Origin of the sequence: Caulobacter sp. HMWF025 (assembly GCF_003060965.1) — a bacterium.
Classification (GTDB): domain Bacteria; phylum Pseudomonadota; class Alphaproteobacteria; order Caulobacterales; family Caulobacteraceae; genus Caulobacter.
The window spans coordinates 26,026-39,405 of sequence record NZ_QAII01000034.1; the positions used below are offsets into that span (position 1 = coordinate 26,026).

15 protein-coding genes are annotated in these 13,380 nt (G+C 69.2%); 6 read left to right on the forward strand and 9 right to left on the reverse strand.

The features are described 5' to 3' along the window. Nucleotides 1-82: 82 nt before the first annotated feature. The 3 genes from ubiG (at nucleotide 83) to DBR10_RS04665 (ending at nucleotide 2,392) form a co-directional block, all read left to right on the forward strand. Nucleotides 83-850, forward strand: coding sequence for a bifunctional 2-polyprenyl-6-hydroxyphenol methylase/3-demethylubiquinol 3-O-methyltransferase UbiG (gene ubiG, locus DBR10_RS04655; protein WP_108504488.1), 768 nt, complete (start codon nucleotides 83-85; stop codon nucleotides 848-850). Nucleotides 851-967: 117 nt separating this feature from the next. Next, nucleotides 968-1,981 (forward strand): glycine zipper 2TM domain-containing protein, encoded by a 1,014-nt coding sequence (locus tag DBR10_RS04660; RefSeq protein ID WP_108504487.1) that lies wholly within the window; start codon nucleotides 968-970, stop codon nucleotides 1,979-1,981. Between the two features lie 96 nt (nucleotides 1,982-2,077). After that, nucleotides 2,078-2,392 (forward strand): glycine zipper 2TM domain-containing protein, encoded by a 315-nt coding sequence (locus DBR10_RS04665; RefSeq protein ID WP_108490263.1) that lies wholly within the window; start codon nucleotides 2,078-2,080, stop codon nucleotides 2,390-2,392. Nucleotides 2,393-2,438: 46 nt separating this feature from the next. Here the strand turns inward: DBR10_RS04665 and DBR10_RS04670 are convergent, their stop codons facing one another. The 4 genes from DBR10_RS04670 to DBR10_RS04685 are packed head-to-tail and all read right to left on the reverse strand — an operon-like array spanning nucleotide 2,439 to nucleotide 4,801. Beyond that, nucleotides 2,439-2,873: a DUF1178 family protein gene (locus DBR10_RS04670; protein ID WP_108490264.1), complete on the reverse strand. Its 435-nt coding sequence runs from the start codon at nucleotides 2,871-2,873 to the stop codon at nucleotides 2,439-2,441. A gap of 19 nt (nucleotides 2,874-2,892) precedes the next feature. Next, nucleotides 2,893-3,729, reverse strand: coding sequence for a carbon-nitrogen hydrolase family protein (locus DBR10_RS04675; RefSeq protein ID WP_108504486.1), 837 nt, complete (start codon nucleotides 3,727-3,729; stop codon nucleotides 2,893-2,895). Beyond that, a complete protein-coding gene (grxC, locus tag DBR10_RS04680; protein ID WP_108490267.1) occupies nucleotides 3,726-3,980 on the reverse strand; it encodes a glutaredoxin 3 in 255 nt (84 codons plus the stop codon). Before grxC ends, DBR10_RS04675 begins: the two co-directional genes overlap by 4 nt. 26 nt (nucleotides 3,981-4,006) lie before the next feature. Continuing rightward, nucleotides 4,007-4,801: a ComF family protein gene (locus DBR10_RS04685; protein ID WP_108504493.1), complete on the reverse strand. Its 795-nt coding sequence runs from the start codon at nucleotides 4,799-4,801 to the stop codon at nucleotides 4,007-4,009. Between DBR10_RS04685 and DBR10_RS04690 the strand changes: the two genes are divergently transcribed. Next, nucleotides 4,800-5,711 carry a methyltransferase domain-containing protein gene (locus DBR10_RS04690; protein ID WP_108504485.1) on the forward strand — a complete coding sequence of 304 codons (912 nt, stop codon included), beginning with the start codon at nucleotides 4,800-4,802 and terminating at the stop codon, nucleotides 5,709-5,711. The two genes, DBR10_RS04685 and DBR10_RS04690, sit on opposite strands and share 2 nt — an antisense overlap. Here DBR10_RS04690 and DBR10_RS04695 read toward each other — a convergent pair. Next, nucleotides 5,708-5,968: a Flp family type IVb pilin gene (locus DBR10_RS04695; RefSeq protein WP_108490583.1), complete on the reverse strand. Its 261-nt coding sequence runs from the start codon at nucleotides 5,966-5,968 to the stop codon at nucleotides 5,708-5,710. The two genes, DBR10_RS04690 and DBR10_RS04695, sit on opposite strands and share 4 nt — an antisense overlap. Continuing rightward, complete coding sequence (gene mutT / locus DBR10_RS04700; protein WP_108490582.1) at nucleotides 5,884-6,288, reverse strand: 8-oxo-dGTP diphosphatase MutT; 405 nt, start codon at nucleotides 6,286-6,288, stop codon at nucleotides 5,884-5,886. The genes DBR10_RS04695 and mutT overlap by 85 nt, the downstream gene beginning before the upstream one ends. Before the next feature lie 279 nt (nucleotides 6,289-6,567). On the opposite strand from mutT, the gene DBR10_RS04705 reads away from it, so the two are divergent. Then, on the forward strand, nucleotides 6,568-7,992 hold the full coding sequence (locus DBR10_RS04705) for a DEAD/DEAH box helicase (RefSeq protein WP_108556177.1): 1,425 nt from the start codon (nucleotides 6,568-6,570) through the stop codon (nucleotides 7,990-7,992). A 210-nt stretch (nucleotides 7,993-8,202) separates the two neighbouring features. Then, complete coding sequence (locus DBR10_RS04710) at nucleotides 8,203-10,473, forward strand: PAS domain-containing sensor histidine kinase (RefSeq protein WP_108504484.1); 2,271 nt, start codon at nucleotides 8,203-8,205, stop codon at nucleotides 10,471-10,473. Here the strand turns inward: DBR10_RS04710 and DBR10_RS04715 are convergent, their stop codons facing one another. The 3 genes from DBR10_RS04715 to DBR10_RS04725 form a co-directional block, all read right to left on the reverse strand. After that, complete coding sequence (locus DBR10_RS04715; protein WP_108504483.1) at nucleotides 10,474-12,024, reverse strand: putative ABC exporter domain-containing protein; 1,551 nt, start codon at nucleotides 12,022-12,024, stop codon at nucleotides 10,474-10,476. Then, nucleotides 12,021-12,761: an ABC transporter ATP-binding protein gene (locus DBR10_RS04720; RefSeq protein ID WP_233243272.1), complete on the reverse strand. Its 741-nt coding sequence runs from the start codon at nucleotides 12,759-12,761 to the stop codon at nucleotides 12,021-12,023. The genes DBR10_RS04715 and DBR10_RS04720 overlap by 4 nt, the downstream gene beginning before the upstream one ends. An 85-nt stretch (nucleotides 12,762-12,846) precedes the next feature. Further along, the gene (locus DBR10_RS04725) at nucleotides 12,847-13,323 is read right to left on the reverse strand and encodes a hypothetical protein (RefSeq protein WP_108504481.1); all 477 of its coding nucleotides are present in this window, start codon (nucleotides 13,321-13,323) and stop codon (nucleotides 12,847-12,849) included. Nucleotides 13,324-13,380: the final 57 nt, after the last annotated feature.

A 13,380-nucleotide genomic window follows, 5' to 3' on the forward strand; every position in this document is an offset into this window, starting at 1 on the left:
CAATGGCGCAACGGCAATGTCGTGGCGCTGTCTTTTTTTGCGGGGCGATGTCGCAGGGCTGCGGTCGTGATAGACAGAGCCCATGAGCCAAGCCGCCTCGCCTGACACCGCCGCCCCTTCCTGGTCCATCGACCCCGCCGACGTGGCGCGGTTCTCGGCGATCGCCGCCGAGTGGTGGGACCCCAAGGGCAAGTTCGCGCCGCTGCACGTGTTCAACCCCTGCCGGCTGGCCTTCATCCGCGAGCAGGCGCTGGAGCGTTTCGGTCGTGACACCGCCCTGCGTGCGCCGTTCGAGGGGCTCTCCCTGCTCGACATCGGCTGTGGAGGCGGCCTGCTGAGCGAGCCGATGGCCCGGCTGGGTTTTGACGTCACCGCCATCGACGCCTCGGAAAAGAACATCAAGACCGCCGCCACCCATGCGTCCGAACAGGGCCTGACCATCGGCTACCGCCCGGCCACCGCCGAGCAGTTGCTGGCCGAGGGGGCCGGGCCGTTCGACGTCGTCCTGACCATGGAGGTCATCGAGCACGTCGCCGATCCGGGCGAGTTCCTGCGCACCTGCGCCAAACTGCTGAAGCCCGGCGGCCTGATGATCGTCGCCACCCTGAACCGCACGCTGAAGGCCCTGGCCCTGGCCAAGATCGGCGCAGAATACGTCCTGCGCTGGGTGCCGGCGGGAACCCATGACTGGAAGCAGTTTCTGAAGCCCGAAGAGCTGCGCGCCTTCCTGGCCGGCGAGCCGGTGCAGATGCAGGGCCCGTTCGGCGTGACCTACAATCCCCTGACCGGCCGCTGGAGCCGCTCCAGTGACAGCGACATCAACTACATGATGACCGTCATGCGGGACTGACCCCCGCCACGGAACCTGCGCAGACCCGGGGGCTTATGCTCCCCACAGGGACCCTGTGCAGGATTGGCGGCCCGTCGGGGCAAGGACGTCGATCCGTTCCACGAACGGAGAGCTTCCATGACCAGCAAGACCACCGCCATCCTGATGGCCGCCAGCGTCGTCTGCGGTGCCGCCGCGCCCGCCTTCGCCCAGGCTCCCGCTGCCCAGGCCACCTATCAGGACCGGCTGGAAACCTACCGCGACCAGCGCGCGGCCTATAACGGCCAGGTCGCCGACTACGGGGCCCAGCAACGGGCCTATGAGGCCGACCGCGCCCAGTACGAGCAGGCCCGCCACGACTATGACCGCCGCTACGGGGCCGGAGCCTATGACCGGCGCTATCCGCAGTATGCGACGCGCTACAGCCAGGGCCCCTATCGCACCGAGTCCGCCGCTTTCACGCGGGACCGCCTGGCCTATGAGCGCAATCGCCGGATCTATGACCGCCGTCGGGGCGAGGGAGCCTATGACCGGCGCAACCCGCAGACCGCCGCCCGCTTCCGGATCGACAGCAACTATGCCGCCAATAGCGCCTACGACGCCCCCCGGGTGCAGTGGGAGCGTGACCGTGCCGACTATGAGCGGGCCCGGACCGACTACGACCGTCGCTATGGCGGCGGGGCCTATGACCGTCGCAATCCCGACTCGGCCGGTCGTTACGGCGCGCCCTATGGCGGTGGCCTCAACAGCGACACGGCCGTCAACAGCAACGAGCCCTGCCGCCAGGATGCCCGCAAGAACGCGGTGATCGGCGGCGTGATCGGGGCCCTGGCCGGCAGTGTGGTCGGCTCCAATGCGGCCGCACGGAATGCCAGGCCGGAAGGCACGGTGCTGGGGGCCCTCGTCGGGGCAGGCATCGGGGCCGCCATCGGCAACGCCTCCGCCCAATCGCGATGCGACACGCGCGGCACCTACTGGACCCAGGACGACACCGTGCCCTACCGCGACAGCCGCCCGGACGGACGCAGCTACAGCGTCAGCGAGGAACGCTGCCGTCTGGCCCCGGCCCCGACCGAATACAACGGCCGCACCGAGACCCGGTATGTCCGCGTCTGCCCCGATACCGACGGCCGCTTCCGCATCGAGGACTGATCGGCCCCGCACTGACTTTGCGACCTGACGCGAACCGACGCCGCTCGCAGGCGTTATCGCGTCAGGGACATCCACCATAACCACAAGGAGCTCGCCATGCGCGCCCGAACCAAAGCCATCCTCGTCGCCCTCGCCCTGGGCTTCACCACCTCGACCGTCGCCGTCACCGCCGCCGAGGCCCAGCACCGCGACCACCGGGGCGAGCGCTATCGCGTGAAGATCTGCAAGAAGACCAAGGGCAAGAACGGCACCGTCATCGGCGGCCTGACCGGCGGCACCCTGGGTGCGGCCGTGGCCGGTGACGGATCACGCACCGAAGGCGCGGTCCTCGGCGGCCTGGTCGGCGCGGTGGCCGGCAACCAGATCGCCAAGAAGAAAGTCTGCCACTATGAATACCGCTATCGCCGCTAGGGTTTGGGCGGAATTGCCCTCTCCCCTTTAGGGAGAGGGCAGACGCTCAGTTGATCTCCGTCTTCTTCGGCGCGGGCGGCGGCAGGGGGGCGACCTTGATGCCGTCCTCGATCAGGGCCTTGGCTTCGGCGGGCGTGGCCTCGCCATAGATGCCGCGTTCTTCCGACTTGCCCTCGTGGATGGCGCGCGCCTCCTTGGCGAAGGCGTCGCCGACATTGTCGAAGTTCTCCTCGACGTGCCGGCGCACCTCGCCCATGGCGCTCATCATCATTTCGCGCATTTTCGGGTCGACAGCCGGGGCGGTGCCTTGCGCCTTCGTGCCGCGCACGGCCGGGGCCATGATCTGCTTGCTGACGCCGCGCGAGCCGCAGACCGGGCACTCGACGAGGCCGCGTGCGCTCTGCTCGTCATAGTCGGACGACGAGCCGAACCAGCCCTCGAACCCATGGGCGGCATCGCACTGGAGCGCGTACTTGATCATGTTCTGAAGATGGGGATCGTCAGGGTCCGGTAAAGGGGCGGGCGTTCCTGAGGGCCGGGATGGCCGCACGGGCCCGGGCCGCAGCCTCCAGGTCGAGATTGGCCAGAAGCACGCCGGGTTCGTCGTGGTCAAGCATGCCGAGGATCTCGCCCCACGGGCCGATGGCGATGGTGTGCCCCCAGGTGCCGCGCCCGTCCTCGTGGAACCCGCCCTGGGCGGCGGCCAGCACGAACGAGCCGGTCTCGATGGCCCGGGCCCGCAGCAGCACCTCCCAGTGGGCCTCGCCGGTGGGCCGGGTAAAGGCGGCCGGGGCGGTCAGGATGGTCGCCCCCTTCAGGGCCAGGGCCCGGTGCAGGGCCGGAAAACGCATGTCGTAGCAGATGGTCAGGCCCAGCATCCCGAAGGGGGTCTCGACCACGACCGCCCGCTCGCCGGGCTCGTAGGCCGCCGATTCCCGCGCTGTCTCTCCGGTGGGCAGGTCGACGTCGAACATGTGCAGCTTGTCATAGGTGGCGACGATGGTGCCGGTCGGGTCGATCACCGCCTGGCGGTTGGCCGCCTTGCCGCCCGCCTCGCGCGTCACCAGGGCCGAGCCGACATCGATCCAGACGCCCAGTTCAACGGCCAGATCGCGCAGGCCCTGCACGACCACATCGTCTTCCAGCGCCGTCAGCGACGGCAGCAGCCTGGCCCGGTCCTTCTGCACCACATTGGTGCATTCCGGCGTCAGGATCAGCTGCGCCCCGCCGGCGGCCGCTGCGCGCACGAGCGGCACCACATGGTCCAGGGCGGCGGCCTGGGTGGCCGGGGTGCAGGTCTGGACCAGGCCGACCCGGACGGACGCGGGCTGGCTCATGCGGCGAGGAGACCGTCCAGCTTGCCCTCACGCTCCAGGGCCATCATGTCGTCGCAGCCGCCAATGTGCTGATCGCCGATGAAGATCTGCGGGAAGGTGGCGCGGCCCGAGCGGTCCATCATTTCCTGACGCAGCTTGGGGTCCATGCCGGCCTCGATCTCGGTGAAATCGGCAGCCTTGTCGCCCAGCAGCTTCAGGGCGCGGGCGCAGTAGCCGCAGAACGGACGGGTGTAGATAGTGACGTGTGCCATGGCGGTTTGAGTCTCTCCTTCGCCCTTCATATAGGACGCGCCTGCCGTTCTGTAACGCGTGCGACGACAGCCAGGGTCACCTGGGCCGCGCCGGCTGCCTTCAGGGCCCTTGCGCAGCCCTCGGCCGTGGCCCCGGTGGTCAGGACGTCATCGACCAGCACGATCTTTCGCCCGATCACCTGATGGCGGCGGCTCTCGGGCACCGCAAAGGCGGCGGCGACATTGCGACGGCGGCCGACGGCCGACTTGCCGCCCTGGCTGACCGTGTCGCGCTGGCGGACCAAGGCGTCGGCCAGGTAGCGGGTGCCGCTCAGCCTCGCCAGTGGCCGGGCGATCTCGGCGGCCTGGTTGTAGCGCCGGCGCAGCAGGCGGCCGGGATGCATGGGCACGGGCACCACGGCATCGGCCTCGTCCAGCAGCGGCGCGGCGGCGCGCGACAGCCAGCGGGCGAACAGGCCGGACAGATCCGTGCGGTCGGCGTGCTTCAGCTTCAGGATCAGGTCGCGTGAGTGCTCGTCATAGACGCAGGCCGCCCGGGCCCGGACGAAGGCTCGCGGCCGGGCCTGGCACAGGGGGCACAGCTGCACCGCGCCGGTGTCGAAGGGCTGGGCCGCGCCGCAGCCGTCACAGACCGGATCGTCGAGAAAGCTCACCCGGTTCCAGGCCTCGACCGCCAGGCCGGGGCTCAGGGCCGCCTCGCCGTCAAAGCTTCGCGGCGGCAGGACCAGCTCCAGCAGCCCCCGGCCGAGGGCGGCCAGCCGCGGGCCGGGCGAAAGCGCCGCTTTCCATCGGCCTCCGGAATCGCCATGTTCCGCCCACATGACCGCCACGCCCCTGCTCTTCGACCGCGCCCTGCACCGTTCCCGGCTGGACCGCGCCGCGCCCGCCTTCGCCGCCGCCGACTTCCTCAAGTGCCGTGCGGCCGAGGATGTGGTCATGCGGCTGGAGACGATCCTGCGCCGGTTTCCGGTCGCCGTCGATCTGGGATCGCGCCATGGAGCCTTTGCGGCGGCCCTGTCGCAAAGCGATGCCGCCGGCAACATCGATATGCTGTTCGAGACCGATCTTTCGGCCCGCATGCTGGGCAACCGGGCCGGAGCGCGGGTCGCGGCCGATGAGGAACGCCTGCCGTTCGGCGATGCGACCCTGGATCTCGCGGTCTCGACCCTGGCCCTGCACTGGACCAACGACCTGGTCGGTGCCCTGATCCAGATCCGCCGCGCGCTGCGGCCCGACGGCCTGTTCATCGGCGCGATCTTCGGCGGGGCCACCCTGACCGAGCTTCGCCAGGTGCTGCTGCAGGCCGAAGACGAGATCAGCGGCGGGGCCGCCTTCCGGGTCTCGCCGTTTGCCGATGCCATTGATGCCGCGGGCCTGCTGCAGCGGGCCGGCTTTGCCCTGCCGGTCGCCGACGTCGACCGGGTCAAGGTGCGTTACGCCCATCCCATAGAACTGCTGCGCGACCTGCGGCGCATGGGTGAGACCAGCGTGCTCCTGGACCGCTCGCGCAAGCCGCTGTCGCGTCGCGTGCTGCTGCGGGCGATGGAGCTCTATGTCGAACGGTTCGCCGAGGCGGACGGTCGTGTGCCGGCGACCTTCGAGATCGTCTCGGTCACCGGCTGGGCTCCGCACGAAAGCCAGCAGAAGCCGCTGCGCCCCGGATCAGCGAAGATGCGGCTGGCGGACGCCCTCGGCGCGGTCGAGCAGTCGGCGGGAGAAAAGCCGCTCTAGCTGGCGGCGGCCGTCATGGCCGTGCCGGCCTTACTGAAGCTGGTCTTGATGGCGGTGCTCAGCACCGAGACCGCGCTGATGATGGCGATGCAGATCAGGGCGACGAGGATCCCGACCTCGACCGCCGTCGCGCCCCGCTCATCACGCCAGAAACCGGTCAGGAACGAACGGCTCAGAGCAGATCGCGCAACCAGGCGACCAGCGGCAGGTCCGCCGGCGGCATCGGATAGTCGGCGAGCTTGTCGGGTTTCACCCATGCCAGGGCCTCGTGCTCCTTGCGCGCGACCAGACCCTCCCAGCGACGCAGCAGGTACAGTGGCATCAGGAGGTGAAAAGACTCGTAACTGTGCGACGCAAACACGAACGGGGCCAGACAGGCCTGGGCGACCTTGATGCCCAGTTCCTCGTCCAGTTCGCGGATCAGGCACTGCTCGGGGGTCTCGCCGGCCTCGACCTTGCCGCCGGGAAACTCCCACAGCCCCGCCAGAGCCTTGCCCTGCGGCCGCTGGCAGATCAGCACACGGCCGTCGACATCGATCAGGGCGGCGGCGGCGACGAGGACGATGGGCTTGGTCATGGGGGCGGTTTGGCGCGACAAAAGCGCCCTGGCAAGGGGTGCCGGGCCCCGCCCCTTGACTTCGCACCTGCGAAAGCGGATAAGCCCGCTGCGCCCATAGGCGCTATCGGTGCTCCAGCCGCGTGAGGGTCCATTTACGGACCAGCCTGTCGAGCGCCATGAAGCTTTCCATAAGACCGCCCGGGCCACGCGGGGCGCTCCCCAACCGACCCGCCTCATGGGCGAGCCGCGCGAGGACCGCGCGCGCCGTCATGCGGCCCTGTCTGAAAGACACCCGACTTGACTCAATTTTCCGATCTCGGCCTCGCCAAACCCCTGCTGAAGGCGCTGACCGACAAGGGCTACACCACCCCCACCCCGATCCAGGCCCAGGCCATTCCGACGGTCATGACCGGCCGCGACCTGCTGGGCATCGCCCAGACCGGCACCGGCAAGACCGCTGCCTTCGCCCTGCCGATCCTGCATCGCCTGGCCGAGAACAAGAAGGCGGCCCCGCGTCGCGGCTTCCGCTGCCTGGTCCTGTCGCCGACCCGCGAACTGGCCACCCAGATCGCCGAGAGCTTCCGGGACTACGGCAAGCACATGGGCCTGTCCGTCGCCACCATCTTCGGCGGCGTGAAGTACGGCCCGCAGATGAAGGCCCTGGCGGCCGGCGTCGACGTGGTCGTGGCCACTCCGGGCCGCCTGATGGATCACCTCGGCGAAAAGTCCGCCATCCTGTCCGGCGTCGAGATCTTCGTGCTCGACGAAGCCGACCAGATGCTGGACCTGGGCTTTGTGGTGCCGATCCGCAAGATCGCCAGCCAGCTGCCCAAGGAACGCCAGAACCTGTTCTTCTCGGCCACCATGCCCAATGAAATCGGCAAGCTGGCCGGCGAACTGCTGAAGAACCCGGCCCAGGTCTCGGTCACGCCCTCGGCCACCACGGTCGAGCGCATCGACCAGTCGCTGATCTTCATTGAAGCGCAGCGCAAGCGCCCCCTGCTGGCCGAACTGCTGGCCGACAAGGCCGTCGAGCGGTCGATCGTCTTCACCCGTACCAAGCGCGGTGCCGACCGGGTGGCCAAGTATCTGGTCGCCAGCGGCATCGAAGCCGCCGCGATCCACGGCGACAAGACCCAGGGTCAGCGCGAGCGGGCCCTGGCCGCCTTCAAGGCCGGTGAGGTCAAGGCCCTGATCGCCACCGACATCGCCGCGCGCGGCATTGACGTCAACGACGTCAGCCACGTCTTCAACTACGAGCTGCCCAATGTGCCGGAGTCCTATGTCCACCGCATCGGCCGTACGGCCCGCAAGGGCAAGGACGGCGTGGCCATCAGCTTCTGCGCCGATGACGAACGTCCGCTGCTGAAGGACATCCAGAAGGCGACCCGCCAGACGATCCCGACCTTCGACCGCCGCAACGACAAGAGCCTGGCGGCCGCAGCCGCCGTGGCCGACAAGCTGGCTCCGCCGGAGAAGTATGTCGATCCGCGCCGGGCCGACCCGCGCAACAACGTCCCGAGCGAACTGCGCCGCCAGCGCAACCGTCCGAACAAGGGCGGTGGCCAGGGTCAGGGCCAGGGTCGCAATGGCGGTGGCCGTAGCGGTGGTGGCCAGAACGCCGCAGCCAAGAGCGGCGGCGGCGACTTCCGGGGCCCCAAGCGCAGCGGTGGCGGCGGTGCGGTGACGGCGGTCGAAACCCGCTGGACCCCCATCGACTGATCCGCCGCCGGGTGGCCCACGCCACCCGACAGCCTGCTTCAGGCATGTGACTGAATTGACGGCCATTTTCACCCCCGGGGCGAAAGTGGCCGTTTTTTCGTTCAGGGTCAGTGTGGCAGGGGGGGCCGACGACCCTTGAATCCCCCTCGCCGATAGGGTCAGCTAGACTTTGGGACCGGTCTCTGGCCGGTTTGGGAGGGGACCTCTGCAATGGCGGACGCGAAGCCGCGCGCCGTACCCACGCTGACGCGACTTGCGGGCGGCGAGATGAGCGTTCGTGTGCGGACGTTCGACTGGTCGACGACGCCGCTGGGCCCGATCGAGGCCTGGCCCCCCAGCCTCCGACTGGCCGTCGACATGATCCTGGCGACCAATTTCCCGATGGCCGTGCGCTGGGGCCCTGAGCTCTGCCTTATCTACAATGACGCCTATGCCCCGGCCCTACATGAGCGGCACCCAACCGCGCTGGGCATGCTGTTCACAGCCCATTCGCCCGACTTCCAGGCCAGCCTGCGCACGGTGCATGACGACATCCTGTCCGGAGCAAGCGGCGGCTATGCTTTTGAAAAGCTGCCCCTGACTGTCCTGAGAACCGGCGACACGGCCCCGCGCCTTGCCTCGTTCAGGGTCAGCTACAGCCCCCTGCCCGATGCCACGGCCGCCAACGGGATCGGCGGCGTCCTGGTCACTGCGGTCGAGATCGCCGAGACGGCCGAGATCGAGAAGGCCCTGCACGAGACCGAACAGCGCTACCGCATGGCCCTGAAGGCTGCCGGCGGCGTTGGGACCTGGGACTGGGACATCAAGGCCAACCGGGTCTATGCCGATCCCGGCTATGCCCGGTTGCACGGGCTTTCAGAAGACTATGGCCATGCCGGCCTGCCCGTTCAGAGCTTCACCCGGGCGGTCCACCCCGATGACCGCGACCGGATCCGCGATGTCAGCCTGGCGGCGATGGAAAACGGCGGAGACTTCGCCGACGAGTACCGGCTGATCCAGGCTGACGGCAGCGTCCGCTGGGTCCATGCCCGCGGCAGTTGCTCACTGGACGCGGACGGCACAGCCGCCCGCAACGGTGGCATCATTCTCGACATCACCGACCGCAAGACGGTCGAGGCCGACCTGGTGGCCGCCCGCAGCGAACTGCACCATGCGCTCGAGGCCGCCCGGATGGGGCGCTGGGACCACAATCCGTCCACGGGTGCGCGGTTCTGGGATAGCCGGGCCTGCACGATCTTCGGCGTCTCGCCGGCGGCCGCCAATACCCTCGAAGCCTTCGAGCAACTGGTCATCCCCGAAGACCTGGATGGCTTGCGTGCCGGCGTCGCCGGGGCCCTGGACCCTAACGGCGACGGCAAGATCAACCTCGAATATCGCATCCGCCGGCCTGGCGAAGACACCGTCCGCTGGATCGAGACCTTCGGTCAGGCCTATTTCGACCGGGGGGTCTGCACCCGCTTCGTCGGCGTCGTCTCCGATGTCAGCGAGCGCAAGGCGGCCGAACTGGCCCTGGAGCGCCAGCAGGAAACACTGCGCCTGGCCGTCGACGCCGCCAATGTCGGCATCTGGGACTCCGACCTCGAAACGGGCCATGTCGCCTGGTCCGACCGCTGCTACGCCATGTTCGGCATTCCGCCCGGCACCCCGATTACAGCGGATGACTTCTTTGCTCACGTCCATCCCGAAGACCTGAATCACGCCCGCGAGGCGGTGGACCGCTCGCTGGACCCGCAGATCCGCGCCGAACACGCCCTGGAGCTCCGGATCATCGGGCGCGATGACGGCGTCGAACGCTGGCTGAGTATTCGCGGCGAGGTGATGTTCTCGCCCGAGGGTCAGCCGCAGCGCTTCCTCGGAGCCGTGGTCAACATCACCGATCGCAAGCGGGCCGAACTGCACCTGCGGCTGCTGGTCAATGAGCTGAACCACCGGGTGAAGAACTCGCTGGCCACCATCCAGGCCATCGCCGCCCAGAGCTTCAACGGCTCGCGCTCGCTTCCGGAGGCCCAGGAGGCCTTCACCAACCGCATCGTCGCCCTGTCCGAGGCCCACGACCTGCTGACCCGTGAAAACTGGGAGGGCGCGGATCTGCACGACATCGCCTCACGCCTCGTGACCCTGCACGGCGGACCGGCGCGGTTCGGCCTGTCCGGACCGGCCATCCGCCTGTCGCCGCGTACGGCCCTGTCCCTGTCCATGGCCCTGCACGAACTGGCCACCAATGCGGTCAAGTACGGGGCCCTGTCGGTGCCGGAAGGCCGGGTGACCATTGCCTGGGCCCTGGCTCCCGGCCCTGGCGCGCAACGGCTCGACCTCAGCTGGGCCGAACGCCACGGGCCACCTGTCACGCCGCCGATCCGCCGGGGTTTCGGTTCCCGGCTGATCGAACGCGGTCTGGCGGCCGAACTGTCCGGCAAGGCCTCGATCCACTTCGAACCCGAAGGCGTGGTCTGCCAGATCCGGGCCCTGCTGGACGCCTGATCAGCCGGCCATCCGCAGGGTCTTCGCGATCTGGTCGTCGGTCCGGCGCAGGGCCATGACCAGGGCTCCGGCCACGATCAGCGGCAGAAGGGCCCAGACCGGCAGGCCGGCCACCGCCAGGCCCGTCGCGCCGGAAATCAGGGCCGCAACCAGCAGTTCGGCCAGGGCCGAGAACCACGAAGCCCCCCGCCGGCGACGGAAGTCGGCGCGCTTGCCTGGCTTCTGGTGCCAGACATTGATCTGGGCACAGCAATAGGCCGACAGGCCGGCGCCGATCGCGGTCAGGACGCCGGTCAGGGGCTGGAACCAGGCGAGCGCCAGGACCGGCCCTGCCAGCATGATGGCGACCGGGATCAGGGCGGCAACCAGCTTGGCACGCCAGAGTACGGACGCCGGCGTCGGCGAGACGGCCAGTAGGTCGGGGGTATCCTCGGCCGACAGGGTGATCCAGGCGAGACTGCCGGCCACCTGCCCGGCCATGAAGGCCACGATCCCCGCGCCGCCGGCCAGGGCGGCGGCCTCGACCTTCGAGGCCGAACGGGCCAGCACCAGGGCCAGCGGGATCAGGTACAGAACCCGCAGCAGCACCTGCGACAGCAGGGCCGCGTCGCGGCCGATCAGCCGCAGTTCCTTGCGGACCGTGGCCCGGAACGCTCCGGCGGCAAAGGCGGCCACCGGCTTGGTCACGCCCCGGGCCCGACGGGTCGAGGATCCCTGGGCGGCTGCGGCGGCGTCGGAGAAACGCCGGCCAAGGGCATTGGCCGCGAGCCAGAACAGGCCGATCCCGAACGCCAGCAGGCCCAGCAGCGGCAGGGGCTCGCCGAGCATGGCCCGCAGCGGCAAACCGGCCACCGGCGGCAGCACGAGGCGACCGTCATAGGCCGAGCGGGCGATGCTGGCGAACAGGCTCTCGCTGGCCGCCTCGCCCATCAGGTTGCGATACTGGCTGGCCAGGAAGAAGGCCGCGCCGACGATGGCGGCCAGTACCTGGGCGACCGTGCGGGTCCGGCGCGGGCCGATCAGGGCGAACAGGGCCATGGCCAGAAACAGGCCCAGCGCCGTGGCGATCAGGGCCAGCGCGATCAGCACGCCGAACAGGCCCGCCCAGGCCGGATGACCGTACAGGACCGACGGCAGCAGCAGCGGCGTGACGAAGACGAGGAACAGCAGGGCGACGCCGGCGGCGATCCCCAGCGCCCGCACCAGCAGCACCCGGCGCGGCTCCAGCGGCGAAGAGAACAGCAGGTCCAGATCGCCGCGCTCGTAGAGGGCTTCAGCCGAGGCGCTGAGGGTCTGGGACAGCATCAGGGTCAGGACAACCAGGCTGACCAGCCCGGCGATGGCGACCGACAGCGGATTGACCGGAATGTCGTGGTCGTGAACCGCGAGCGCGATCATAACCCCGCCCAGACAGGCAAAGCCGAACAGGATGGCGAGGCCGATCAGGGCCCCGGGGCCCTTGCCGGCCCGGCCGGCGCGGAAGCCGCGCCAGGCCAGACGGATCTCGTGGGCCAGCAGCCACAGCGTGCCGGCAGGCTTGAACAGGCTCACGCGGGCGCGCCCTCTGCGGTCAGTTGCAGGAAGACGTCTTCCAGGGTTCCGGTGCCGTCACCGGCCCGGGCCCGCAGTTCGTCCAGCCGGCCTTCGGCCAGCAGGCGTCCACCGGCGATGATGCCGATCCGGTCGGCCATGCGCTCGGCCACCTCGAGGATGTGGGTGGTCAGGATCACCGTGCAGCCGGCCTCGACCCGCGCCTGCAGCATGTCCTTGACCAGCCGCGCCGCCGCGGCGTCGAGGCCGGTCAGGGGCTCATCCAGGATCAACAGCTTCGGGTCATGGATCAGGGCCCCGGCCAGGGCGACCTTCTGCTTCATGCCGCGCGAAAAGCCCTCGCAGCGCCGCCGCGCTTCATCGGCCAGGCCCAGCTGGGCCAGCAGCGCCTCGGCCCGCGTCCGGGCCACGGCCGGATCGACACTCCACAGCCCGGCCACGAATTCGAGATACTCCAGCGGCGTCAGGCGGTCATAGATCATCGCCTCGTCGGGCGCCCAGGCGATCAGGCCCTTGGCCCCGGCCGGGTCCTGGCGGGCATCGATGCCGAACACGCTGATCTCGCCCGCATCCGGCTTGGTCAGGCCGGCGACCATTCGCAGGGTCGTGGTCTTGCCCGCCCCGTTGGGGCCCAGCAGGGCATAGAGCTCGCCCGCATGAACGGTCAGGTCCAGATCGGACACAGCCGGCTTGGCGAAGGTCTTGTTCAGACCCCGCACGATCAAGGCTTCGGTCAAAGGTCTTGTTCCCCACGCAACTTGCGGCGACATGAGAACGTGATTGCGGGGCCCTGTTCAAGCGACGATGCGCCGCGAGCCGTGGCTAGTTCGGCGGACTGACCGCTTCCAGCTCAAAGGCGGCATCCAGGCCGGCGTCATCGGCGATCATGCCGGTCAGGGCAGCAGACAGGACAGGATCCAGCGAGCTCCAGACGAAGGCCAGTTGCTCCAGCACGGCGGGCAGGCGGTCGGGCTCGAAGCCGGGATAGAGATCTTCCACCAGCCACAGCCCGGTCAGCACATCGAAGCCGAACCGGCAGCCGATCAGACGGAACTGGGCGCGGGCGACCGTCTCGAACAGGGCCGTCAGGTCGCGGGCCTGATCGAGGTCTTCGCTGTCGAGAACCTGGCAGCGCACCTGCAGCCAGCCGTTCTGCGGAAACAGATAGAAGGCCCCGCCGTCCTCGGCCCCGGACACCTCCAGCCCGTTGTCGATCTCGCTGACGACATAGCCGGCCTCGCGGCAGGCCTCGGCGACTTCGGCGAGGTTGAGGGGAAGGGCGTGCGGTTGGTCGGTCATGACGCTCAGGGTCCCTGGTCAAATCCTCCCCCTGATGGGGGAGGTGTCGCCGTCAGG